The sequence below is a fragment of the Paraburkholderia sediminicola genome, from assembly GCF_046027355.1.
In the GTDB taxonomy this organism is placed as follows: Bacteria; Pseudomonadota; Gammaproteobacteria; order Burkholderiales; family Burkholderiaceae; genus Paraburkholderia; species Paraburkholderia sediminicola_B.
In genome coordinates, this window is sequence record NZ_JAQQEK010000001.1 from 94,731 (window position 1) to 118,939 (window position 24,209).

25 protein-coding genes are annotated in these 24,209 nt (G+C 58.4%); 14 read left to right on the forward strand and 11 right to left on the reverse strand.

The features are described 5' to 3' along the window. The first annotated feature begins 114 nt into the window (after nucleotides 1-114). A complete protein-coding gene (locus PQR42_RS00415) occupies nucleotides 115-600 on the forward strand; it encodes an aminoacyl-tRNA deacylase (RefSeq protein ID WP_408209798.1) in 486 nt (161 codons plus the stop codon). A 152-nt stretch (nucleotides 601-752) separates the two neighbouring features. Further along, nucleotides 753-1,409, forward strand: a complete 657-nt coding sequence (locus PQR42_RS00420; RefSeq protein ID WP_408385056.1) for a BON domain-containing protein — start codon at nucleotides 753-755, stop codon at nucleotides 1,407-1,409. Nucleotides 1,410-1,535: 126 nt separating this feature from the next. Here PQR42_RS00420 and PQR42_RS00425 read toward each other — a convergent pair whose 3' ends face one another. Further along, a complete protein-coding gene (locus PQR42_RS00425) occupies nucleotides 1,536-2,561 on the reverse strand; it encodes an NADP-dependent oxidoreductase (protein WP_408385054.1) in 1,026 nt (341 codons plus the stop codon). A gap of 196 nt (nucleotides 2,562-2,757) precedes the next feature. Then, nucleotides 2,758-3,696, reverse strand: coding sequence for a transcriptional regulator GcvA (gene gcvA / locus PQR42_RS00430; RefSeq protein ID WP_408385053.1), 939 nt, complete (start codon nucleotides 3,694-3,696; stop codon nucleotides 2,758-2,760). Here gcvA and PQR42_RS00435 point away from each other — a divergent pair. Beyond that, entirely contained in the window at nucleotides 3,683-4,036 is a 354-nt protein-coding gene (locus PQR42_RS00435; RefSeq protein ID WP_408385180.1) for a helix-turn-helix domain-containing protein, read from the forward strand. The two genes, gcvA and PQR42_RS00435, sit on opposite strands and share 14 nt — an antisense overlap. Nucleotides 4,037-4,324: 288 nt before the next feature. Here the strand turns inward: PQR42_RS00435 and PQR42_RS00440 are convergent, their stop codons facing one another. The 6 genes from PQR42_RS00440 to PQR42_RS00465 form a co-directional block, all read right to left on the reverse strand. Next, a complete protein-coding gene (locus tag PQR42_RS00440; RefSeq protein WP_408493532.1) occupies nucleotides 4,325-4,831 on the reverse strand; it encodes an ester cyclase in 507 nt (168 codons plus the stop codon). A gap of 458 nt (nucleotides 4,832-5,289) precedes the next feature. Further along, nucleotides 5,290-6,123 carry an alpha/beta fold hydrolase gene (locus PQR42_RS00445; protein ID WP_408385049.1) on the reverse strand — a complete coding sequence of 278 codons (834 nt, stop codon included), beginning with the start codon at nucleotides 6,121-6,123 and terminating at the stop codon, nucleotides 5,290-5,292. Nucleotides 6,124-6,135: 12 nt separating this feature from the next. Then, the gene (locus tag PQR42_RS00450) at nucleotides 6,136-7,455 is read right to left on the reverse strand and encodes an LLM class flavin-dependent oxidoreductase (RefSeq protein ID WP_408385046.1); all 1,320 of its coding nucleotides are present in this window, start codon (nucleotides 7,453-7,455) and stop codon (nucleotides 6,136-6,138) included. A gap of 50 nt (nucleotides 7,456-7,505) precedes the next feature. Then, the gene (locus tag PQR42_RS00455; protein ID WP_408385044.1) at nucleotides 7,506-8,081 is read right to left on the reverse strand and encodes a flavin reductase family protein; all 576 of its coding nucleotides are present in this window, start codon (nucleotides 8,079-8,081) and stop codon (nucleotides 7,506-7,508) included. A 106-nt stretch (nucleotides 8,082-8,187) separates the two neighbouring features. Then, on the reverse strand, nucleotides 8,188-9,255 hold the full coding sequence (locus PQR42_RS00460) for a maleylacetate reductase (RefSeq protein ID WP_408385042.1): 1,068 nt from the start codon (nucleotides 9,253-9,255) through the stop codon (nucleotides 8,188-8,190). 101 nt (nucleotides 9,256-9,356) lie between these two features. Beyond that, nucleotides 9,357-10,232 (reverse strand): intradiol ring-cleavage dioxygenase, encoded by an 876-nt coding sequence (locus PQR42_RS00465; RefSeq protein ID WP_408385040.1) that lies wholly within the window; start codon nucleotides 10,230-10,232, stop codon nucleotides 9,357-9,359. 570 nt (nucleotides 10,233-10,802) lie between these two features. On the opposite strand from PQR42_RS00465, the gene PQR42_RS00470 reads away from it, so the two are divergent. Continuing rightward, complete coding sequence (locus PQR42_RS00470) at nucleotides 10,803-10,976, forward strand: hypothetical protein (protein WP_408385038.1); 174 nt, start codon at nucleotides 10,803-10,805, stop codon at nucleotides 10,974-10,976. 116 nt (nucleotides 10,977-11,092) lie between these two features. Here the strand turns inward: PQR42_RS00470 and PQR42_RS00475 are convergent, their stop codons facing one another. Continuing rightward, entirely contained in the window at nucleotides 11,093-11,752 is a 660-nt protein-coding gene (locus PQR42_RS00475) for a hypothetical protein (protein ID WP_408385037.1), read from the reverse strand. Nucleotides 11,753-11,864: 112 nt separating this feature from the next. After that, nucleotides 11,865-12,560, reverse strand: coding sequence for a fumarylacetoacetate hydrolase family protein (locus PQR42_RS00480; protein WP_408385035.1), 696 nt, complete (start codon nucleotides 12,558-12,560; stop codon nucleotides 11,865-11,867). Nucleotides 12,561-13,126: 566 nt separating this feature from the next. On the opposite strand from PQR42_RS00480, the gene PQR42_RS00485 reads away from it, so the two are divergent. Beyond that, nucleotides 13,127-13,576, forward strand: coding sequence for a nuclear transport factor 2 family protein (locus PQR42_RS00485; RefSeq protein WP_408385032.1), 450 nt, complete (start codon nucleotides 13,127-13,129; stop codon nucleotides 13,574-13,576). A gap of 243 nt (nucleotides 13,577-13,819) precedes the next feature. Next, nucleotides 13,820-14,722: a LysR family transcriptional regulator gene (locus PQR42_RS00490; protein ID WP_408385030.1), complete on the forward strand. Its 903-nt coding sequence runs from the start codon at nucleotides 13,820-13,822 to the stop codon at nucleotides 14,720-14,722. Nucleotides 14,723-15,405: 683 nt separating this feature from the next. Here the strand turns inward: PQR42_RS00490 and PQR42_RS00495 are convergent. Further along, entirely contained in the window at nucleotides 15,406-16,743 is a 1,338-nt protein-coding gene (locus tag PQR42_RS00495; protein ID WP_408385028.1) for a methyl-accepting chemotaxis protein, read from the reverse strand. A gap of 945 nt (nucleotides 16,744-17,688) precedes the next feature. Between PQR42_RS00495 and PQR42_RS00500 the strand changes: the two genes are divergently transcribed. From PQR42_RS00500 to PQR42_RS00535, 8 genes are all read left to right on the forward strand, one after another. Then, complete coding sequence (locus PQR42_RS00500) at nucleotides 17,689-18,561, forward strand: pirin family protein (protein WP_408385025.1); 873 nt, start codon at nucleotides 17,689-17,691, stop codon at nucleotides 18,559-18,561. Between the two features lie 57 nt (nucleotides 18,562-18,618). After that, the gene (locus PQR42_RS00505; RefSeq protein ID WP_408385022.1) at nucleotides 18,619-19,044 is read left to right on the forward strand and encodes a DoxX family protein; all 426 of its coding nucleotides are present in this window, start codon (nucleotides 18,619-18,621) and stop codon (nucleotides 19,042-19,044) included. Nucleotides 19,045-19,139: 95 nt separating this feature from the next. Next, nucleotides 19,140-19,739: an NAD(P)H:quinone oxidoreductase gene (wrbA, locus tag PQR42_RS00510; protein ID WP_408385021.1), complete on the forward strand. Its 600-nt coding sequence runs from the start codon at nucleotides 19,140-19,142 to the stop codon at nucleotides 19,737-19,739. A gap of 113 nt (nucleotides 19,740-19,852) precedes the next feature. Beyond that, nucleotides 19,853-20,629, forward strand: coding sequence for an SDR family NAD(P)-dependent oxidoreductase (locus PQR42_RS00515; RefSeq protein ID WP_408385019.1), 777 nt, complete (start codon nucleotides 19,853-19,855; stop codon nucleotides 20,627-20,629). 58 nt (nucleotides 20,630-20,687) lie between these two features. Continuing rightward, complete coding sequence (locus tag PQR42_RS00520) at nucleotides 20,688-21,131, forward strand: ester cyclase (RefSeq protein ID WP_408385017.1); 444 nt, start codon at nucleotides 20,688-20,690, stop codon at nucleotides 21,129-21,131. 105 nt (nucleotides 21,132-21,236) lie between these two features. Next, a complete protein-coding gene (locus PQR42_RS00525) occupies nucleotides 21,237-22,007 on the forward strand; it encodes an SDR family oxidoreductase (RefSeq protein ID WP_408385014.1) in 771 nt (256 codons plus the stop codon). A 48-nt stretch (nucleotides 22,008-22,055) separates the two neighbouring features. After that, nucleotides 22,056-22,982, forward strand: a complete 927-nt coding sequence (locus PQR42_RS00530; protein ID WP_408385012.1) for an NADP-dependent oxidoreductase — start codon at nucleotides 22,056-22,058, stop codon at nucleotides 22,980-22,982. A 146-nt stretch (nucleotides 22,983-23,128) separates the two neighbouring features. After that, nucleotides 23,129-24,034 (forward strand): LysR family transcriptional regulator, encoded by a 906-nt coding sequence (locus PQR42_RS00535; protein WP_408385011.1) that lies wholly within the window; start codon nucleotides 23,129-23,131, stop codon nucleotides 24,032-24,034. The last annotated feature ends 175 nt before the right edge of the window (nucleotides 24,035-24,209 follow it).

Sequence of the window (24,209 nt, forward strand, 5' to 3'; positions counted from 1 at the left end):
GCCCGCGCAGTCACGGCGCTGCCGTCCGCATGTTTTTCACGCGCTGGCGAAAGCGAACTATTCTTAAAGGATCTTGCGAAGTAATTTCCTGTCTGCTTCCAGCGGAGGTGCGTCATGTCAATCTCAGCCACGCTCCAGGACTGCCTGCGCAGCAAGGGCTCGCGGTACGAAATCGTGCATCATCCGTACAGTCATTCCAGCGTCGAAACCGCGGCGGCCGCGCATATTCCCGGCGATCGCCTCGCCAAGACCGTGCTTTTTGAAGACGAACACGGCTACGTGGCAACGGTGCTGCCATCGACCTATGCCGTGCGGCTGTCCGAGCTTTGGGCAAAGACCGGACGCCATCTCCTGCTAGCCAAGGAGACCGATTTGCGGGAGTTGTTCAAGGATTGCGACGCGGGAGCGCTCCCGCCGGTCTGTACAGCCTATGGCATGCAAACCTATCTTGACGAGAGCCTCGCGCTGCAGCCGGACGTTTATTTCGAGGCCGGCGATCATGAAGAACTGATTCATATGGACACGGATCAATTTCTGGATCTGATGGACCGCGCCGAGCGGACCCGCTTCGCCCGTCGTATGCAGGGTATGCCAATGTGACTGGCCTGGTTTGCGCAGCGCCGCATAAAGCGCGCTGCGTCCCCAACCTTTGCGCGAGGCGGATCATGCAACGCAGCGATACGGTCCTGAAGCAGGTGCTGGCAGCCTTCGAACGCGAATCACACCTGAAGCTTCACAGTCATCCGATTCATATGAGTTTCGACGACGGTGCCTTGATCGTGGCAGGCGAGGTGCCGGATGTCGCATCCAAGAAGCACCTTATGCAGTTGACCCGGGTACATAGCGACGGCGAACGCCTTGTCGATCAGTTGCGCGTTACCGCCAACCCGCCGGTCGCGGATGGCGAGTTGCGCACACGTATCGGTGAACGGCTGGCTCAAGCGATGGATTTCCGCAACTGTGTGATCTGTGCACGCGTGAAGGGCCAGCTCGAAGTGCTGCGCGGCACCATGGACGAAGCAGGCAACGACGGCAGCGGCGTCATCGAGATTACGGTCAAGGACGGTGTGGTGACCTTGACGGGGCAAGTGATCAGCCAGTCTCACAGGCGCCTGGCGAGTGTGACTGCCTGGTGGGTCGGCGGCTGCCGCGACGTGGTGAACCTGCTGGAGTTGGTGCCCGCCGAAGCGGACGGCGACGATGAAATGTCCGAAGTCCTGCACCTGGTGCTCGAAACCGACCCGCGCGTGCGCGCCGGGCAGATCACCATCAACGTGGAAAACCACCGGATCACGCTAGCCGGTTGGGTGGCGACCGAAGCCGAAAGCCGGCAGGCGGAACAGGACGCCTGGTGCATGGATGCTATCGGGGGCGTCGTCAATCGTATTCAGGTGCGTGCCTCGATCTGACTGCGGGCCGGGCGGGGGGCATGAGTTGGCACAAGGGCTGCCCATTGCGACATGTGATTTGCGACATGTGATGCATGGCGGCGGTATTGTGTCGGCGCTCCGTAATGGTGACGCCTGTTCTAGCGATTAAACCCTCACGAGCAACTTGCCGATGTTGCCGCCTTCGAACAGGCTATTCAGCGCAGCAGGCAGTTGGTCGAATCCATCGACGAAAGTCTCCTTGAAGACGATGTCACCGCTCTTAACCCAAGGCGCCACTTGCGCCACCATTTCGTCCATGCGACTGATGTAGTCTCTTGCCAACACGCCCTGAATGGTGGCGCGCTGAAAGAGCATGTGCTGCAGAAATCGTGGGCCCACGTCCGGCGTGTCCAAACCACCGTCGTATTGGCTGATTGCTCCGCAGATCACGATCCGGGCGCGGCGCTTGATAAGAGGGATGACCGCATCCGTGATCGGGCCTCCGACATTGTCGAAATAAACGTCCACCCCTCCTGTAGCCTCGAGCAGCGCGCTTGACAAGTCTTCGTGCGTCTTGTGTTCCCGATAATCGACCGCGCGATCCAGCTTCAGTTCGTCGAGCAGGAATCGGCATTTGTCTGGACCGCCGGCAATGCCGACGACCTTGCACCCGGCCCTTTTCCCGAACTGTGCAACCAGCGAGCCGACGGCCCCGGCCGCACCGGAAACGACCAGCGTATCGCCGGGGCGCGGCCGGCCGGCTTCCGTGAGGCCAAACCAGGCGATACGTCCCGGCATGCCGAGTACACCAAGTGCCGTGGAAACCGGTGCGCTGGCCGGGTCGAGTTTGGTAAGTTCGCTGTGATGGCACCGCGCATATAACTGCCAACCGGAATAAGTCGACACCCAATCGCCTTTGGCGAACAATGGGCTGGCCGACTCGACCACTTCTCCCACTACACCGGAGCGTTGCACGATGCCGAGGGGATGAGGCACGTCATACGTGTTGCGCTCGTGCTGCTGAATGCGAATATACGGATCCACGCTGATGTACCGTGCGCGAACGATGACTTCGTTCTCCGCCAACGGTCCCGAGATTTCGCTTTCACGAAGCTCATAGTGTTCCGATCCAACGCGACCCGCGGGACGTTTTACGTAGAACCATTGGCGATTCGAATAGGGTGCATTCATTGATTGGATTTCCGGTGCGAATTACGATGCCGTGGGAACGATTCACATGAGTCGCGCGCAAGTCCTTGCGATGCTGATTTGACGGATTCGACAAGGCATGGCGGCGATCTCAGGCGGCTGGTTTCGTGCAGCGATATTTTAATTTTATAGACAGCCACCGTCGAATCATCATTTATCTAGCTTAGCAGTAGTTTTTCTACTGCCTGGCCGGGATCGCTTCTTTGTGGCTGTTTTTTAGTTCATATTGAGCCTGCGTGATCAGCCAGTCTCGCATTGCCCGAATAATCTCCGAGTCGCGCCGGTCCTCGGGATAGACGACGTAATAGCCCAGCGAGAGATGCAGTGCGAAATCGAAAAGGCGGCACAGGCGGCCTGCAGCGAGATCCCGTTCCACGAGCTGCTCGCTAGTCAGAGCGATGCCTTGGCCCGATATCGCAGCATCGATTGCAAGGGAAGACTGGCTGAATCGAGGACCTTTTCCCGGATCGACATGTCCCCCCTCGTTCAGGGCTTCGAGAAATTCGGGCCATAGGTCATGTGAATCATGCAGCAAAACGTGGCGCTTCAGATCGGACGGCTTCCTCAGTGGTCGTCTTGAGTCTGCCAATGAAGGGCTGCAGACAGCATAGATGTCGACCGGAAAGAGCGGATCGGCAGCTAGTCCTTTACCGAACGGCGGCTTGCCGTGGCGGATCGCAATATCGACACCATCACCCTTGAAAGTCGAGAGTTGCTGATCCGCGATCACGCGTACTTCGATCGATGGATAAGCGTCCGTAAATGTTGCCAGCCGTGGGATGAGCCATTTCGACGCAAATGAAGGCGTCGTGCTGACCGTCAAACTCGATGCCCGGTGTGCGAGCGCTTCCGTTGCGTTCGCGATGATCGTCAGCGCGCGCTGCACTGATGAGAAGTAAATCGAACCATCGGTAGTTAGCGCGAGCCCGCGCGGTAGCCGATCGAACAGCTGAAGTCCAAGAACATCTTCGAGATTACGCACCTGTTGAGCAACGGCACCTTGAGTTACGCCTATTTCCTCTGCGGCGACACGGAAGTTGAGATGACGCGCGGCGGCTTCGAATGCCCGCAGTGCGTTTAAAGGGGGAAGGCGTGGCACGTTGGTGGGGGACGGCATACGGTGGAAAAACTATAGCGTTGGAGTAAGCAATGGTTCGACGCGATTGACGCGCGGCCACCCTAAGTTAGCATATCGTGGCGCGCGCAGGGAGCGTGGTCGCTTTGCGGCCAGGCCAGGCACCAGCCTCCGGCCCTTGAGTTTGCCGGCACTTCGATTAGTCGAGCTAGGCCAGGTCCGCGAACGATGTTCGCTGGTCGCTCGCCTTCGAATTCTGGAAAATACGAGGCTTCCAGTTGATCAGGTCGCCGAGCACATTGGATTCTCTGATGCGGCGAGCTTTCACCGGTCTTTCAGGAAGTGGACTGAAATTCACCCAGCCTGTATCGGAAGGGAATAGGCAAGGATGGGTGAGGGGGCGTTGTCAAATTGAAGCATCGGGATCGCAATAGTTCGACAGACTAACGTTTCCTCAAAACCCAGGCGGACTACCATGAATTTGCCCGCAATTTACCCGCAGGTCACTATCGATGCCTGTAGTGATGCTTTGAAGGTCCAGCCCGCTCAGATCAAGCATTTTCGAGCGTTGCGAGTCAGTTGTGGGGCTGGAGACGAGAGCTGATGGATCCCCGGCGCGGTGCGTACGGATTGCAGCAGACATTGCGTTTGCCGGTGTGATCCCGATTGTCTATCGAGATAGGTGGTTCAATTCCCGCAGACCGGTCATCCAGTCCTCGGTGTGCCAGGTGCGAACGATCTTGCCATTGTTGATTTCGTGGATGTCGACGGCCTGTATCTTCATCGATCGTCCAGTGGCGGGCAGGCCGGCAAAAGCCTGGCGCTGTGTTCCGGTTATGTTCGACCGAACGACGACTTTGTTTCCCTCCTGGACGATATCCTCGATCTTGATGTCGAAATCGGGAAATGCGCTTATCAGCATGGCCATTGCCGCTTTTGCGGCCTCGGGACCATGCGGAACGGCCGGTGGCGAAGGGATGTCAATCCAGTTCGGCGCCAGAATCTTCTCAAGCAATTCGGCATCATGGCTTGCAAAAGCCTCATACCATTGCGTTGCGATTTGCTTCGGTTCGTTCGCCGCTGGCGCGGCGCTCGCTTGAACTGCGAGCAGGAAACCGGCAATCAATGCGATAAGAGACTTCATGATTTTCACTTCAAGCCTGCGGGAGAGGCGCATCAGGGGAATTTCCCCGACACGTTACTCAATTCAACGATTCCAGTAGCATCCCGAACGAATGACTTGTCATGATTGGGGGATGAGTGACGTTCGGCTCGTACGGCCGTCGAGGTGTGGCGCGGGTAAGGCTCGGAAAAACACACATTGCCCATAGCGCTTTCATTGGGCAAAGTACGCGGGGGATTTCCGGTTGCCTCGGCGATAAATGCCTCACTTATGTAGTCGCGGGTTCCCACTTCTTATCTCCGTATACCTTTTCATCAGGGCGTTCCTGCACATCGAACAACAATCGCGGCGCACTTGATTTCGGCATCTTGCGTCACGAAGTGACGCGTCAGAACCAATTCGGCGTGGCGTGTCACCCGCGGCGATCGTTGGCAAACTCAGACGAAATGCGGCCGCCTCTCAGCGGAATGGCTGCGGCCGACCCCGATCGGCCGCAGCCATTCCAATGTAGATCAACTCTCTTCGACAAACGTCAGGAATTCATCCACTGCCGTGATGGTCTCATTCAGCTTTTCAACCTGCGGGATATGGCCGCAATCGTCAATTACCACCACCGTAATATCGGCGACTTCCTTCTGCCATTCTTCGGTATAGCGAACCGGTACGATTGCATCGTCGCGGCCCCATACGAGCAGTACCGGCGCCTTCAACCGGTGTAGTCGAGTTCGCAGACCACGTTCGGGAATCGGCCACGCAAACTTGCCGGTACAACCGAAGGCCCACACCCTGGCCGCGATGGCAGAGGCGGCGATGTTGGCGTCCTCGGGGAGCGCAAGCAAAGACTGGGCGGCGCGACTGGCGGGGTCCTTGAACAGGAGTCTGGGCAACCGTTCGGCTGGGGCCGAAATCCAGTCGATGATCGGCAGGTCTTCCCGCCAGAGGCCAATCGGATCCAGAAGGATCACCCGTGAAAAAAGATCAGGAAACGTGGCTGCAAGTTCGGCCGCAAGCATCCCGCCAAACGATTGGCCGACGATAACCGGATCGTGAAGTCCGAGCGAACGAACCAGCTCTTCGTAGACCAATACGACGTCCGAAAGATTGTGAATGGCGTGGATCGCGTAAGGATCGCCAGCGCTGGTCCCGGGAAACTCCGGAGCGTAGACGGTATAGCGCTGCGCAAGGTAGGACAGGAACGGATCCCACGCGAGCCCAGCCGACGGGTGAAGGTAGAGTAGTGGCGCGCCATTGCCGGCAACCTTGACGCGCATCTTGAGGCGTCCATTCCAGACCAGCAACGTTTTTTCGCTGATGGCAGGGCCCTGTGTATGAATCTCTGCAGGCATGGGTGATCTCCTTTAGCGATTGGCAGCTGCAACCGGGCGCTCGACGTTGGGCTTTTTAGTCTCTCCGTTCGAGGCGTGCACAGTCGCAGAGGCGCCTGCGGTGACGGGCTTCGGAGTTCCACCAAGCCGTTCTGGCCACCAGTGGTGGACATGCTCGCTGCCGGCCCAGATGTTGCGAAGGTACGGCGCGACTTCGTCTGCGAAGAGTTGCACGTTCTTCATCGCAAGATGTCTGGGCAGCGAACCAAACGTCAGCATGGCGTGGAGATTTCCAATACCGTAGAGCTTGAGATATTCTGCGAGCTGTTCGCGTACGGTCGCGGGACTACCGGCGATCACACAGCCCGCATCGACGAGTTCGCGATACGTTGCCGTTCGAAGTCGGTCCACCATGCCAAAGTCGCCAGGGTCTTTGACCAGCGCTTCGACGCCACGAATGTCAATGCCGCCTGGCAGCCCAAGCTTTTCGACCGGGATACTGCCGAGACCTTTACGGAAGCTGTATTCGAGATGCTTCGCGTAGTCCTCTTCGGCCTGCGCATCGGTCTCGGCAACCGCGATAGTCTGCACAAATCCCATGCGATAGGGATTGCGCGGCACACCAATCTGGTCGGCTGTTTCCCAAAACCGATCAAAAATGCGCTTGCCGGTGAGCTTCGCGCCAAACCAGCTTAGGTAGTTGAAAGCCATGTTCCGCTCCAGGCACATCTGCATCGTGCGCGGATTTCCGGTGCCGGTGATATACACGGGAACGTCGCGTTGCAGAGGCCGTGGCCAAATGTTGACCTGTGGGTACTGACCGAACCGTCCGTTGAAGGCAAACGGTTCGGTTTGTTTCCAGGCACGCAGGATCAGTTCGAGACCTTCGTCGAAACGCGGTCGGATTTCAATTGGGGGAACGCCATTGTTGATCGCGGCATCGTATGAGAGACCGATCGGAAAACCGGCAACGAGGCGTCCTCCGCTTATCACGTCAATCATGGCGTATTCTTCGGCGACGCGAAGCGGCTCTCGTGCTTTGCCCAGCGAACGACCCATCGGGACGATCGCCACGTCGAGCCCTTCCGCCTCGGTCATATACGCCAACGCACTGGCGATGAGATCGGGGTTGGGGACCATGTCGTAGGCCGACTGGCTGTGCTCGGTCACTGCGAGTCCGTCAAAACCCGAGCGCCCGGCGAACATCAGTACGTCAAGGAAGTCGCGCATCGACGAATAAACGCCGTCGCGCGTAGTGAGCGAGTAGGGTGTACTGCAAACGGATTCGTGCTGTCGCTCGAAATCATCAGGCAGGCCCCGATAGGGGGCTTGCGAGAAAAGAGTGATTTTCATGTCTCCTCCATAGGTATCGTAAACCACGTGGTGTCGTAGAAGCGACGGATTCAAGCCGCCTCGGTATGCTGATGCAGTCGGTGAGCGGCGCCTATCCAGCTGGGAAGAGGCGGGTTATCGAGGCTCAGGACCATCGGCCCATCGAGCATTGGCAGGCCAGTGCTGGTAAATCGACCGTCACTGAATAGCAGCGGGGCACCCTCGCGCGTCAGACTGCTTGTCACCTCGCCAATCTGCAACACGTGATCGCCACCGTCATAGCGTTGCCAGGGCTTACACCTGAAGACGGCGATCGCCTCAGACAGGCTCGGCGGATCATCGCCGCTCGTGGCATCCCACGCGATAGCGCTGCCGGTCTGAGGGCGGCCGGCAAAATGCATCGCTACGTCCATCTGATCGGCGCGCAGCACGTTGATGGCGAAAGGTAGTCGATCGATCGCGGTGCTGATCCTGGTTGTGCGCGACAACGAGACCAGGACCAGGGGTGGGTCAAGCGACACCGACGTGAACGAGTTCAACGTTGCTCCGCGAACGCCATCGGCGCTCAGGTAGGTCACTACCGTTACACCTGTAGCGAACCGGCCAAAGCACTGACGCAGATTGCGAGCATTTGTCTTCGCGTCCATCTTTCCTCTCCATTGTGTGGCGTGGGAGAACCGTCGACATCGAGCGGTCGTCGAGCACGCCTGTGACCGCTGTCCCTGGCCTTCTGGCTTCGGGCCGTGACGTGCGTTACGGTTTTGGCGCACGCCCCTCGAATGCGTCCTGAAGCAGCGCACGAATCGCTCGCTGTTCGACGGGCCGCGGATTCGGGTACGGACTGGAACTCGCGAGTTTTGCCGCCCGATCGAGATCTGACTCCGACATGCCGATGTCACGCAGTGCGAGTTGAGTGCCGCCGGTCTGAGCTAGATCAAAAGCACCACGTGATGCGTCTACCGTGCCGAGCGCGTTAGCAATGCGATTCATTGCCTCAGGTGCGGCGCGCGCGTTGTATGCCAATGCATGCGGAAGAACGATGGTGTGAGTCTCAGCATGTGGAAGGCCAAAGCTGCCGCCGAGCGTGTGGCACAGCTTATGATGTAGCGCCATGCCTACCGAGCCAAGCACGGTTCCCGCCAGCCACGCGCCGTACAGCATGAGCTGACGCGCTTGAACATCGCTTCCGTCGGCACACACGGCAGGAATGCCTTTGGCAAGCGCCGCGATGGCCTCTTCGGCCAGAAGGCTCGTTACAGGATTCGCGTCGGGCGCGTACAATCCTTCCGCCGCATGGGCGAGGGCATTGATGCCGCTGGTAACAGACATCGCCACGGGTAACGATAACGTTAGTTCCGGATCGTAGATGACGGCGCGAGGTAGTACTCTGTGGCTGGTTCCAGTGTTCTTGATTCCGGCTTCGGTGATGCCATAGATTGGCGTCATCTCGCTTCCCGCATACGTGGTCGGAATGGCAATAATGGGTAGATCCGATTTAAGCGCGATCGCCTTGCCGAGTCCGATCGCAGAACCGCCGCCAATCACAATCGCGCAGTCTGCGTGCAGGGACCTCGCGACGGCCTGCGCTTCTGTGACGACTTGGATCGGCACGTGCATGGCGGCTCCGCTGAAGACGCCGATCGCGCGATTGCCTGCCTTAAATGCGATTGCCTCACCTAGCTCGCGTTGTGCGGGCGAACATAGGACCAGCGCGCGAGTCGCTCCAAGTGCCTGCACCTCGTTTTCGAGGCGCTGCACGCTGCCAGCGCCGAACAGGACACGACCGGGGTTAGCCCGGTAGATGAAATCAGGTATTCGCATGTCTCACTCAAACAGGTAGTCGACCCGATGGTGACTCGTCCTTATGCCATCGAGTTCGAACTGAACACGAAGGTGCTCAGGGCGAGTTGCAACGTGTCCGATCAATTTGCAGCTCCGCTGGGATTCAGGACGAAGTCATAGTCGAGCGTGTAAAACTCCTCGTCTTCTCCGTCGGCACCCGGCGACGATTCATGGAACACCCAATCGGCGATAAGGCTTGAGCGCACGCCGAACACGGCATCCGAGTCGAGGTATCGACTATCCTTGCGGAAGACGTGCGTGATCAGCCTCTCGTATCCCGGTGCCTCGATCATGAAATGCAGATGCGCGGGCCGCCATGGGTGGCGGCCTAGAGCCCAAAGCAGGGCGCCGACCGGACCATCGTGCGGAATCGGATAGTGCATGGCGAGAATGGAACGAAAGCTGAAATTGCCATGCGCGTCGCTAAGCAATCGGGCGCGTGCACGATGTTCGTGTTGTCCCGATTCCGACGGCCTCTGTACGTCGTAGAAGCCTTCCTCGTCGGATTGCCAGACATTGATCACGGCCTCCGGCACGGCCTCACCGTCCAAACCTCGCACCTGTCCCCGTACGTAGCATGGGGTGCCCTTGGCGCCGTTGGAAATATCAGAGCCGTTCCTGAGCGCCGGAGCACCGTCGACGAAGAACGGGCCGAATACAGTGGATTCCGTACAGCCTTCGGGTTTCGCATTGTTTTGCGCCGTCACCAACATGGATAAACCAAGAACGTCGGATAGCAGGATGAATTCGTGCCGTTTGTCGTCGGTGATGTGGCCGGTGTCTTTCAGAAACTTGATGCCTGCATACCATTCGGCCTCCGTGAGAGCGACCTCGCGGGCGAATGCGTGGAGATGCTGGACCAGGCTGGTCATCACCGTCCTGAGCCGATCGTTCTCGCAATCGGACATGGCGGCGATGACTGCCTGTGTAATCGTGTCCTCGTTGATGTTCCGCACGACCGTGTCTCCGCTATAACGTTTGAGAGGATAATTTCGGGCTATTGATGAAACTATGGGGATCTCGCCATTGGAGAAAAACCCCGAAATCCGAGCATGCAATCCGCTCGATGGAGGAGTCAAAGACTGCGGATTGACGGTTCCCGGCGAGCCGTCGAACCGTGCTGCCTCAATTCGACTCGTGCTTGCAGGTTCGGCTGGCTACATGCCATGCATCATCGCAAAGGACATCGAGCTGGTGGTCCTCAAAACGCTTAGCCGTGAATGCCGGAAAACATCATCCCTATCGCTGATAGAAGCGTTGCTCGCTACTGCGAGCGCGTTCAACTACAGGTTAGAGGCTGGCAGAAGATCGCGGAAGCCCTCATGTTTCGATAGAATCCATCGTTCGGGTTAATAGATACGCGAACTTATTCCACTGGACTGGTTTTGGACGCGCATCGCCGAGTTCGACGGAGATAACTTGTCAGCGGTGACCTGCAAGAGCTACAGCGCTCAAGCGGTTCTGAGTCGGATCAGGCGCTTACCCAGGTTGTCTCCACGATAAAGACCGGCGATCGCGTCCGGCGCTTGATCGATACCGTCGAGCACATCCTCGCGCGTGACGCTGACCGCGCGTGCGAACTACCGCGCCAGCACTTCGCCGCCACGACTGAACTGGTGCTCGAGGACATCGCCAGCGACAAGGCCGCGAAGAGCGAAGGCGCAGCGCGAGGCCGAACACGGGCGCGGTCCACTACGTGATGCAGTGAAATGGAACGCGTCGTTTGCGTGGATCGCCTGCTCGAGTTAACTGAAGCAGTGCGGCCACGCGGTTCTAAAGATCGTCGTCGCTCTTGTAACCTGGACCCGAATGAGCGTCAGTCCAGCGTGGCTCGAGCCAGAAATGGGGCGAGGAGTTCCCGGGCGATCTCGGGCGTCACGACGTCGGCGGGTGCCAGTTTTTCATAGGTGTAGCTCTCCGGGTCGTCGTAGATCCGCTCCGCGATGAGCTTCGGCTTGGGCTCGTTCGTGTACGTAAAGATCTGGAAGAGGTGATGCGTCATCAGGTAGTGCGCCGCGGGGTCAGCGTCGATACCGTGGTCTTTCAGGCATACGCCGGGCACGACGTGAGTCCATACGGCTTCCGTCGTGACGCCGTAGTCGTCGACTCCCATGTTCATGGTTCGGGCGCCCATCACGTTCTGGCGTGTTTCAGCGGCTTCACGATAGAAACCCTCAACGGCTACCTTGCCCGTCAGGACGTGCATCTGCCGCCGGTCACCGACGCGGTACATGGGCTCATCGACCGTGAGTTCGGGAACGATGATCTGATCCCAGTATCCCGCCACTTCCAGCAGCAAATGGCGGAAGTAGTTCTTCAACATGGCCCTGTGATGAGGGTTGGTCGTCTTGTGGAGAAATGCTTCGACTTCCCGGGGCCATTGGGTTACGTCGAACTTTGCGGGGACGTGCATCAACGTCAGCGCATCTGTCGTGGGCATTTCTCGGCCTGGCGCCGCCAGGTTGGCATATTTCATGACTAGCTCCTACTGGTTGTGCGGATGGAATTCAGATAACGTGCAGGTCTGCGCTGCTGCTTCAGACAGGCGCCCCGCGAAAGCCGGCGACCTTGCGCCGTTGCAGACATGATTAGCGCACCTTCACGCTCAACTCTCCCAGGCCGGTAATACCACCCACCATGATGTCCCCGCGGTGGACGGGTCCTACACCTTCGGGAGTGCCGGTATAGATGAGATCGCCAGGCTGCAGTTCGAAATACGTGGACAGGTTGGCGATGATTTCCGGTACGGACCAGATGAGCTTGCTGAGGTCTGTCCTTTGCCGATCCTCGCCATTGACCTGTACCCAGAGCGCGCCTCGGTCGATGTGGCCGATTTCGCTCGCTCTGTAGAGCGGCGCGATGGGCGCCGATTGATCAAATGCTTTGCCAAGTTCCCAGGGTCGCCCCTTGTCACGCAGCGCTAACTGCAGGTCGCGCCGGGTCATGTCGAGACCGACCGCGTATCCAAAGACATAATTCAGCGCATCTTCTACTGCGATGTCACTGCCTGCGCGTCCAATCGCCACGACCAGTTCGATTTCATGGTGGTACTCACTGGTCTTTGACGGATACGGAACTTCGACGGTCGTTCCGGTCGGCACGTTCACTATGGCATCTGCCGGCTTGCAGAAGAAAAACGGCGGTTCACGGTTCGGGTCGAAGCCCATCTCGCGAGCGTGGGCGGCATAGTTGCGGCCTACGCAGTAGATGCGCCGAACCGGAAAGACGGAGTCGCCGCCCTGGATTGGCACCGCCGGCGCGGGTAAAGTGAACTCGATGCGCATGAAGGCAACTCCTTTTTCAATAACGGCTAGTCGATGATCCTGTGCCGGCAATTCTTCGAACCCGGGCCGAGGGTTTGTCTGAGCGCCGCGACTCGAGGCTCCCGATTAACAAAATCCCGGTGGGTTGTCGGCCGGCGCTGTTGTAAAGCGACAAGGGCGCAATGGCTCCTGTCGTACCGCCGGATCTGATCGGGCATGAACGCAACGGTAATGTTGGCCTGTCAGAGTCCAGTGATCGCGGTTGTGCCCGGTTCTCAAGTGACAGGAAGTATGGTTGTGCGCTGGATCCGCGTCCAACGATGAATACTGACATCGTGTTCTCGAAGTCAGATCACCGCGCCTCACTTCGGGTTGCCTGGCGTTTTTTTGTGCAGTGCAACCCTCACACGTAACCGCTTGAAGAGAGCATGCGCGAACGTGGGTCCGCTGCATCTTGAGACATTGACGATCAAGAATGTGGATCAAGCGCCCAATTTTTATCATTAGACAGTGATCGCAACTCCTCCGATAGTTTGTCCAATTCACGTGCAAGGAACTTGGACGTGCAACCCATTCCGGAGACTGCCATGCAAATTCAACCGATGACGGACGAGCAGCGCAAAGCTGTTGCGATAGAGTTTTTCAGGCGCGTGGATCGTGGGGGCGACATTCTTGAACTATTCGACGAGAAGGCCGAATTCTATTTCCCGAAATGGGGTGTCGCCCATGGTCGTGGAGAGATTGCCCAATTTCTCGAAGACCTGACGAGTATCCTCGCCGAAATTTCACACGACATGTCATATGCGAATTTTGTTCAGCAAGGCGACCGGGTGGTGGTCGAAGCCACCTCGTCTGGGAAGCTGAAGAGTGGCGCGGCGTGGCGGGCAGGGACTACACATGCCGGGCGATGGTGCGACGTATTCGAAATTCGCGACTTCAGGATTCAACGCTGCTTCGTCTATCTTGATCCCGACTACGCAGGAGCCGACACGGAACGCTATCCCTGGCTCGCTGGCAAGCCAACGAATCGTTATTGAAGAGCTGATTGGCCTCTCGAGCGTGCATCGGCCGGTGTGACACACGTATCGTGATCCGTGTGTCACGACAGTTGCGGTTAGTGCGGCCCTGGCGCGCAGTCCACGATACGGATCATTGGCCGACGCGGGCGAGGCAGTTGCCATTTTCAACCGAAACGGAGGCAAGCGAGTCTGCGCCTAAGTACTTGACACCACGCTCGGAAGGCTATATTCCTCGTTAAATACCATTCGGGAAATCGATATATGCTCGACGGCGTATCCATGGACCAACTGCGGACCTTCATCGCTGCCGCTGATGAAGGAAGCTTCTCTGCGGCAGGGCGGAAGCTTCGCAGGACACAGTCCGTGGTGAGCCAGACGCTCGCCAATCTCGAAGGCCAGATCAATGTGTCATTGTTCGACCGGAGCGGTCGCTATCCGCGTTTGACGGAGCAAGGTGCCGTATTACTCTCGCAGGCGCGTCTCGTCGTCGGCGGCATGGATGGTTTCAAGTCGACGGCGCGAGCAATCGCAGAAGGACTCGAACCGGAGCTCTCCGTGGTGGTGGACGTCATGTATCCAATGGCCTCGCTCACGGTGGCAGTTGGAGAATTCCGCGACGCGTTTCCTCATACTCCATTGCGGTTATATGTCGAAGCATTGGGTGCGGTAGTGCAGCGAGTGCTGGAGCGTGCGTGCAGGCTTGGTATCAGTGGTTCCATGCCGGCCGTGCCCGAAACGATTGACGCCGAGAAGCTGCTCGATGTGCCGATGGTCACCGTTGCCGCTCCTAAGCATCCTCTGGCATCGTTTAAAAGAGTGATCCGATCGCGCGAGCTGGAAGAGCATGTGCAGCTTGTATTGACTGATCGCACGCCGCTGACCGACGGGAAGTCGTTTGGAGTGTTCTCTCCGCAGATCTGGCGATTATCGGATCTCGGCGCAAAGCACGCGTTTTTACGAGCGGGCCTAGGCTGGGGACACATGCCCACCGCGATGGTACACCCCGATCTGGTTTCAGGCGAACTGGTACCGCTGCGAATCGAAAACTTTCAACCCCGAACACCACCGATCGCAATGTATGCGATCTATCGCAGAGATACACCGCCAGGTCCTGCTGGCCGTTGGTTTCTCGGTCGACTAAAGCAAACCTCAAACGAAGACTGACGCTCACGGTCGACGTGACGCTTCTTTACCACGGCTGTATTCCATCCAGGAACTCGACAAGCAGCGCGTTCACGCTGTCAGGCGCTTCCTCTGTGCATGCGTGGCCACAACCAGGTATCAGGCAGAGTTTTGCCCCGCAATGTTTTTCTGCATATTGCGGGCCTGCTCCGGATCAATCCCCTGATCATCAGCGCCGTGCAAAATAAGCGTAGGGCATTGCAGTCTGTTGAGCTGCGCGGTCACGTCAGGCTTTTCGATCCACGACCGATATTCGAAGTACAGCGAACGGGCACTGCGTTTCGCCCAGCGCCGCTTCCAGTCCCTGTACGCGATCGAACAACCGGAAGATGTCGATGTCAGTGAGCTGGTCGTTCGGCTAACTGCCAGCCCATACTAGGCGCCTCAGGTTCTAGCGAGTCCTTCATCACGCGATCGCGTCACTTGCATGCGGAGCCATCGGTTCCGGCGACGGATCCCACTCTCGGGCATGTGAATTCAAGCGCGGGTTCATCAGCCTTTAATTTCGTGTCCAGAAGGACGTCGCTATGGCACCTGTCTCTGATCGGCTGGAGCGAGTCGGGTCAACGATTCATGAACCCGTGCAGCCACTTCGCGCCCTTGGCCCGGTACGTCCCGTAGGACACCAGGCGCGTAATTCTCGATTGCTGACGAGAGGCCTGTTGTCATTGTATTGCGAGCTTGAAGGACGAAACTGCACCTTTTAGTTTGATTGCCTGTTCCTCGAGCGATTGAGAGGCTGCGGCTGCTTCCTCGACTAGTGCTGCATTCTGCTGCGTCACCTGGTCCATCTGATTGACTGCCTGGTTGATTTGTTCTATGCCACGACTTTGCTCTTCCGATGCGCCAGCAATTTCGCCGACAATTTCGGAAACATGGCTGATGGCATTTTTTATTTCATCCATGGCCACGCTAACTTCCATCGCGTGTTGTGAGCCCATCTGAATTGTAGCTGCGGACGAGGCAATCAGGTCCTTGATTTCCTTTGCTGCAGATGCAGATCGCTGAGCCAGGCTTCGAACCTCACTGGCCACAACCGCGAACCCTCTTCCTTGCTCGCCAGCCCTGGCCGCTTCGACAGCGGCATTGAGCGCAAGAATGTTCGTCTGGAACGCAATCCCTTCAATCACCCCCGTGATTTCGGAAACCTTGTTGGAGCTACTATTGATTCTCTCAATCGTAGCAACCATGGATTGAACAATATCGTTGCCTGCAACAGCGATGTCTGTGGCACTCGTCGCCAGCGCGTTCGCCTGTCGCGCATTGTCCGCGTTCTGCTTTACCGTTTCAGTCAGTTGCGTCATGCTGGACGCGGTTTCCTCGAGTGAGGCGGCTTGTTCTTCCGTGCGTGATGAAAGCTCAAGGTTTCCCGCAGCAAGTTCACGTGTAGACGTGGACACTGAATCAGTCGATAAACGCACGGCGGACACCGCCTCAGCTACGCGACGCATCAGCTTGTCGAATGACACGCCCGACCGACCGAATTCGTCCATGCGCGGACTTGAAGACCGCTTTGACAGATCAAGGGTAGTGGCAATCTCCTCGAATTTCATGCCCATGCGGTTCAATCCACCGCACACGACACGGTGCAGATGGAGGCCACAGTAAATCGCGACGGCGCATCCCAAAGCTGCCACCACAGCAAGACTTGTCAGGGGCAGGCGATAGTGCGAAACGACGTTCGCATCGAGGCGCGATAGTTCGACTGTGCACGCAAGTCCGAGCGTCAACGTCAGTGCCGCCCAGGTGCCGAACGCCAGGATTAACTTGAGTCTGATCGTGAAGACAAAATTCCGCACTTCGTTCCCTTCGTGATTGACGGCGCGAATGCGCCATGGAGAGTTGCGCCGAGCGTAGGAGTACCGCCGACTCCACCCGTTTCGAATTGCCGCGACCGGCTTCAGTTGAGGTGGGCTGGGTAAGACGCGGGTGACGGCCCACTTCGTTGGGTAGGTCGCCATCGGAGTTTGCATCGAAAGCGACTCGCTGGTGATGGTCTTCATAGATTGTGTAGTTATTTTTAATCATTGGACGGCGACCGCACCTGTAGCGATAGTTTGCAATAGTGCTGAAGGTAAGTTGGACGGCGGGAAAATTCAGTGCTTGTCGGGTGATCCTTGCGATTTCGATGAGTGTGAGCGAGCGGTCGCCAGGCCGAAGATGAAGTCGCGAGGGCGTGGCACGCAGAACCAGTCCCTTGTCGCGTACGGCCGATCCGTTCTGTGTTGAGGGCACTACGATGGCTACAACTCGAGGAGCCAGACGTGATGTCTAAGAATAAGAGACACAAGCCTTATCGCCTGTTCGGCTTGAACTGATGCTGACGGTGTTGACCAGTTACTGTGATTCAATATCGTGACCAGTCTGTATTTCGTTTTGTGAGGCCATGTCGTCATTGCTGGTCTCACGCTTTCCGCCACAACCCTCGTGAACCAGGAAGAACAATCCAGTTTCGCCGTTCGAGGAGGTAGTGCCTAGAGGATAAATGGGGCGTCCCACTGCCCATATTCCGTACCGGAATCCGCTACAAGCGGGCAGCGGTGAGAACTGAAGACACGGTCGACACGCCACGTACTGGCGAGGGGTATGCCGCGCAATGGTGATGACGTGATTTGAGCTCGTGGGCATTCGGAGGCCATTCGGGAGCGTTGATATCCGCAGCCGATAACAGAACTACTAATCCGTGGAGGCATTGCATGTACGGAACGCTGCGGGCAGCACGTCTTCGGCGCTTCAGAGAGTCTGTGATGGGACACATTGAAGGAACAGGCCTCGTCACTAGCCGTGCAGACAGCGAACCGAAGGAGCATTTCCAAACCGCCGCGCGAAGATGGCGGTCGCAGGGGATCCATAAGTCAAGGCGATGGATTCCATTAAAATATATAGGCTTCCCGTGGGGTCGGCCGGCATCTAACCTTCGGTCATGTCATCCCCAAACGGAAATTGTCATGGCGACGGTGTCTGATCTATTAGAGGCGGCCAATCCTGCCGTCCGGCCGGCGCGTCTCCCGCGCGCCATTGTGGCGCGTAGCCAGGGGCGCCCCCATGGGCCAGTCACGCGCATCGTCAGTCCCGGCGAACTAGGCGAGCTGATCAAGCCGTTCGTGTTCCTGGACTACTTCGACTTCACGCCGTCGAGCGACGCTCTGTTTCCAATGCACCCGCATTCGGGTATCGCGACGATCACGGTCCTGCTCTCTGGCAATCTGCGATACGAAGATACAACGGGTGCATCCGGCGTGTTGTCCGCGGGCAGCGTCGAATGGATGAACGCGGGCAACGGCATCTGGCACGACGCCAGTCCCGCGGACCTGGAGCGCTTTCATGGCTATCAGATGTGGGTGGCATTGCCTCGCGAAGTCGAGAATGGCGAGCCGCAAACCCAATATCTTCCCGCACAGGCCATCCCGCATGTGGGGCCCGCGCGCGTAATTCTCGGCAGCTACGGGAACACACACAGCCCGGTGACGTGTCCTGACGGGATCAACTATCTGTATGTACGGCTCGAGGCGGGCGAGCGATGGCGTTATGTGCCACCTGTTGGACATACGGTGGCCTGGACCCATGTGCACCGAGGCACGCTTTGTGTCGCAGGTGAACGTCTGCGCAGCGAGCTCGCGGTCTTCAACGAGTCCGAAGACGCTCTCGACTTCGCCGCAGACACCGAAGCCGAATTCATTTTCGCGTCCGCAGTAAAACACCCGCATGACCTGGTGCTCGGCTACTACTCGGTTCACACGTCGGAGGCCGCGCTGCAAGCGGGAGAAGCCCAGATCGCACGAATGGGCGAACTGCTTCGTTTTCGCGGCCGTATCCGATAATCACTCAAGCAGTCCTCTTGGCCTTGGCCTATTTTTCTAAAACTTAAGGAACTCGTCATGAACTCAACCTCTGCAAATACTTACCAGACTCTTCCGTTGATTGGGCGCATTCTCATTGCCGCCATTTTTCTCGTGAGCGGCTTTAGCAAACTCACAGCGCCGGGAGCGACCATCGGCTACATCGGATCGCTAGGATTGCCGGTTCCGCTACTCGGTTATCTCGGCTCGATGGTTCTTGAGTTGGTTGGCAGCGTTCTGCTGATCGTCGGCTATCGCACGAGACTCGTTGCGGTGTTGTTGGCAGTGTATGCGATTATTACCGCGCTGATCTTCCACCACGCGCTCGGCGACCAGAATCAAATGTTCCACTTTCTCAAGAATGTCGCGATGGCCGGCGGCTTGCTCCAGGTCGTGGCTTATGGCGCAGGCGCATTCAGTTTTGATAATCGCCGCGCGCTGCCGGTCGCGAGTGCCGCACAGTAACGACACTGGTGACGGCCCCGGGTCGTCGTGGCAATACAACTGTTGCACCCCTGCGGCGCCATGACGGCCCGCTTCATCACCCCATGGAGATTGCGATGGCCAAGGTACTTGTTCTCTACTATTCGACGTACGGACATATCGAGCAGATGGCTGAGGCCGTCGCGCAAGGCGCCCGCAGCGCAGGCGCGCAGGTCGACGTCAAACGTGTACCTGAAACGGTGCCTGAAGAGGTTGCCAAGGCCGCGCATTTCAAGCTCGACCAGGCGGCTTCAGTCGCAACGGTCGCCGACCTCGAGAACTATGACGCGATCGTTGTGGGTACTGGCACCCGGTATGGTCGCATGTCGTCGCAGATGGCAGCGTTCCTCGATCAGACCGGCGGTTTATGGATGCGTGGTGCACTTAATGGCAAGGTTGGTGGTGCGTTCGCGTCGACTGCCACGCAACATGGTGGGCAGGAAACCACGCTTTTTTCGATCATCACGAACCTGATGCATCTCGGCATGGTCATCGTTGGCCTGCCTTATAGCCATCAGGGGCAGATGAACATGAGCGAGATCGTCGGCGGCGCGCCTTATGGCGCAACCACTGTCGCTTCCGGCGACGGGTCGCGTCAGCCGAGCGAGATCGATCTGGCCGGCGCACGCCACCAGGGTGAGCTGGTGGCGAAGACGGCGGCGAAGCTGTTCGGATAACGCTTTTCCTGGCAAGTCTTCGAGTGAGCTGGGCATTGTCGCCCAGCGAAACGAACCAATATATCGCTATGCTAATTATCGGCCTGTTTAAAGGCGCCGTATGAGGGATCATCATGACTGAAGATTTCAACGGAAAAGTCGTGCTCGTGACGGGCGCCGGCTCCGGTATCGGCCGAGATGCCGCACTTGCCTTCTCCAGCCACGGCGCATACGTCTACGCAGCCGACATCAATGAGCAGGGGCTTAAAGAAACCGAGGATCTGATCGTCAGGGCCGGCGGAAAGGCTGCCATCGCACGGGTCGACGTGGCAAGCGAGGAAGACGTTTGCGCGTTCCTCGCACGTATAGAAAGGGACGCGGGTCGACTTGATGCGGCGTTCAACAATGCCGGGATCACGGGCGGAACTTACAGGATCGAGGATTACCCCACGGACGACTTTGACAAGGTACTCAGGGTCAATCTTCGCAGCGTGTTCCTCGGCATGAAGTACCAGTTACCGCTGATGAAGCGAAGCGGTGGCGGCGCCATCTGCAATACAGCGTCCGTTGCCGCGCTGACTGGCCCTGGTGGGATGAGCGCCTACGCGGCATCGAAGCATGGCGTGCATGGTCTGACCCGCGTTGCGGCGATGGAAAACGCTGGGCACGGCATTCGCGTCAACGCATTGGCCCCCGGATGGACCGAGACGCCGATGGTGGTCGAGAACAGTGTGCGGAACCCGGCCTTCGCCGAACTTGCCCGCACCGCGATCCCGGCGAAACGTGGTGCCCAACCGGCCGAGGTGGCTGCCGCGGCGGTCTGGCTCTGCTCGTCGGCGGCGAGTTACGTGATCGGGCAGATGCTGGTGGTCGACGGAGGGATGACCATCGGTGGCTTCGAGTTGCCGTGACCGATCCGTATGAGTTGTGAACTGAAAAACTCGCATTTCAACTGTTCTGGAGCATGACATGACCCATAGCAACGCAAGCGAAGAAGCAAAGGCTGTAGTTCGTCGCAATACCGAAGAAGTACAAGGCGGCGGCAACTTCGATGTATTCGAGGAATTGTTCGCGGATGATTTCGTCGACCATACGCCGCAGCCGAATTGCACTCCAGACAAGGACGGCGCACGCGCGCTCTACCACGTGCTGCGTGCCGCGTTCCCCGATTTCCACGCGAACATCCATTGGCAGGTTGCCGACGGGGATCTGGTGACGACCTATAAGACGTATCACGGTACGCACGAAGGCACCTTCCTTGGCGTGCCGCCCACCGGACGAAAGATCCATTTTGAAACGGTCGACGCGATGCGCGTGCGCGGCGGCAAGATCGTGGAACACTGGGGCGTCGCTAACCTCTTCTCGCTGATGCAGCAACTCGGTGCTTTTCCTGCAGGCGCGACAAAGGCGTGAACAATAGCCTGCGTCTGCGCAGCGATGCCGTGATGCCCGCTACGCACCGGTAGATCGCTGGGCCAGTGCATGCAGTTAATCTGACATATTTATAAGGATACCAAAGTGAGCGACGTTCTCAAGGACAAGGTCGTACTGGTCACAGGTGCAGCCAGCGGAATTGGTCGAGCCATTGCGATTAGTGCGGCGCGGCATGGAGCGAAGGCCGTGATCGTCTCAGACGTCACGGAGACTCCGCACGAGGGCGGTACATCGACCATCAGCGAGATTGAAGCACTGGGTGTGCCCACACGCTTTCAGCGCACCGACGTGACGCAGCATGCGGAAGTCGACGCGCTGGTCGATGCGTCGGAAGAGTTCGGCGGAGTCGACGTGATGGTGTGCAACGCCGGCATCACGCTGCGCGAGGATGGTCCCGAGGTGGCCGAAAGCGACTACCGGAAGTTGATGGCGGTCAATCTTGACGGCGTGCTTTTCGGCGCCCAAGCCGCGGCGCGGCAGATGAAAGCGCGTGGCAAGCCAGGCAGCATTGTGCTGATGGCAAGCATGGGAGGCATCGCGGGCGCGGGAATGACCGTCGCTTACTCCACGAGCAAGGGGGGCGTCGTGCTGATGGCCAAGGCCCTGGCGGATGCGCTCGGCCCAGACGACATCCGCGTCAACGCGATCTGCCCCGGCACGATCGACACGCATTTGCTGCGCACGAATCCAGGCATTGCCGCAGCCTCGGAAGGCTTCCGGCAACGCACTCCACTGCGCCGTCTCGGGAAGCCGTCAGAAATAGGCGACGCCGTTGCGTGGCTCGGGTCGGACATGTCGAGCTATGTCACCGGCATCGCCTTGCTCGTCGATGGCGGTCTGCTGTCGGTCATTTGATACGTCAAGGCGGTTGTATATGTACGGTCGTCCAATCAGGAGTTACCCATGAAAGCTATACGTGCCCACGCCTACGGCGGGCCCGAGCGTTTGACGCTTGAAGAAATCCCCGATCCCGTCCCGGGCGAGGGCGAAGTATTGATCGACGTCGCGGCGAGCGGCGTCAACCCGGTCGATTGGAAAATCCTGGAGGGCAGGATGAAAGCCTTCCTGCCGCTGTCACTGCCTTACTCGCCGGGCGTCGAAGTGTCGGGAAAGATTTCGGCGCTGGGCGTCGGAGTCACGGACTTCGCTGTGGGGGACGAAGTCTTCGGCTTCATCGGTATCGTCGGCGGCTACGCCGCCAAGGTGGTGGCCTCGGCTGAACGCCTGGCTTCAGTGCCGAAAAAGCTCTCGCTGCTTGAAGCGGCAGGAGTGCCAGCGGCAGCGTTGACCGCATGGCAGGCGTTGCACGAGCACGCTGGTATCAAGCCAGGTCAGCGCGTGCTGATTCACGGGGCGGCGGGTGGCGTTGGCAGTATGGCGGTGCAGTTGGCCAGAATCGCCGGCGCGGAGGTAATCGGAACGGCGTCGTCCGGCAATCTGGACTACGTCAGACAGCTTGGTGCGATGCAGGTCATCGACTATCGGAGGGAGAGCTTCGAACAGAGCATATCGTCCGTGGACATCGTCCTGGATCTGGTTGGCGGCGAAACGCAGGATCGCTCCTGGTCGTTGCTAAAGCCTGGCGGCGTCCTGGTGTCGCCGGTGAGCCCGCCAGACGCCGAGCACGCCAGGTTGGGTGGTGTGGTAGGGAAGCATTTCGCCACCCGCTCCGACGGCAAGCAGTTGGCCGCAATCGCGGCACTGTTTGACTCGGGTGAGATCATGGTCGAACTCGAGACGGTCTTTCCGCTGTCGCGTGCCGCCGATGCCTTGCAAAAAAACCTGACCGGCCATGCACGCGGCAAGCTCGTGCTCGACGCGACCCGATAATCCCGATTGGCCGGTCTGCGGAGGCACGGCTTCCGTAAATTGCCTGGCGGACCGCCGTCGATTGGCCAAGGTTCACCTCGTGAAGAAAGCGCCTGAAGGTGCGGAACTTCGACGGGACTTTCGTAACCTTATGGCGCTCTCTCATCATGGACCTGCGTAGACTTCGGTATTTCACGGCAGTCGCCGAAGAGCTGCATTTTGGCCGGGCCGCACAGCGTATGCACGTCGTGCAGTCAGCGGTGAGCCATCAGGTGAAGCTACTTGAAGAAGAGCTCGGATTTTCGCTGCTGGAGCGTTCACGCCACAACGTTCGGCTCACGGTCCCCGGCGAGATATTTTTACCCGAAGCGCGTGATCTGCTGCGTCGTGCAGATGAAGCGATGCGTCGCGCGCGTGCGTCGGCAGATGGTACGGTCGGGCGGCTGGCGATCGGCTTTGTTGATAACGTACTGTGGTCCATTTTGCCGCCGATACTCCGGGACTTTCGCCAGAGGTGGCCGCAAGTCGAATTGACGCTGCATCCGCTCGATCGAAGCGCGCAGATCGAGGCGATTCGGACATCAACCATTGATATAGGGATCATGCCCTCGCCGTCGCCCGGTCATGCTCTCAAGTCTGCAGAACTTGCCGCAGGCCCTTTGGTGGCGGCCATCCCGCAGGGCCATCCGCTTGCCGTACGGCCGACGCTTTCAATCGTCGAGCTGGCGAGCGAGCCGTTTGTTCTGTTTCCGCGCAGAATGAACAGCCGGATTCTGGAAATCATCGTTGCGTGCTGTGCCTCGGCCGGGTTCGCGCCTCGAATCGTCCAGGAGGCCGAACAGCTTCACACTCTCCTCGCGCTCGTTAGCGCGGGCCTCGGCGTTACGCTGGTACCGCAGTGGGTTGCTCGCGTCCAGCAACTCGACGTCATCTACATACCGCTCGACGAACTGCTCACGCCTTATGAGCTGATCGCCGCATGGAATTCCAGCACGGACAATCCGGCGGTCGCGAACTTCCGTGAGATCGCAACCGGGACTACCGGCCAGATGCTTCTGGAACCGCAAGCCTGATAGAACGTATCGGATCCTTTCTCCGAATTTTCGATGTCGGTGATCAGGTATCAAGATCGCGTAGTTATTTTTAATCGTTAGACAGCGATCACCGGAACCTCGATAGTTGGCAGCAATGCGAAACGCAAATGTGGAGCCAACAAAGTTCTGACGCCTTCCTGCGATTGACGCATCG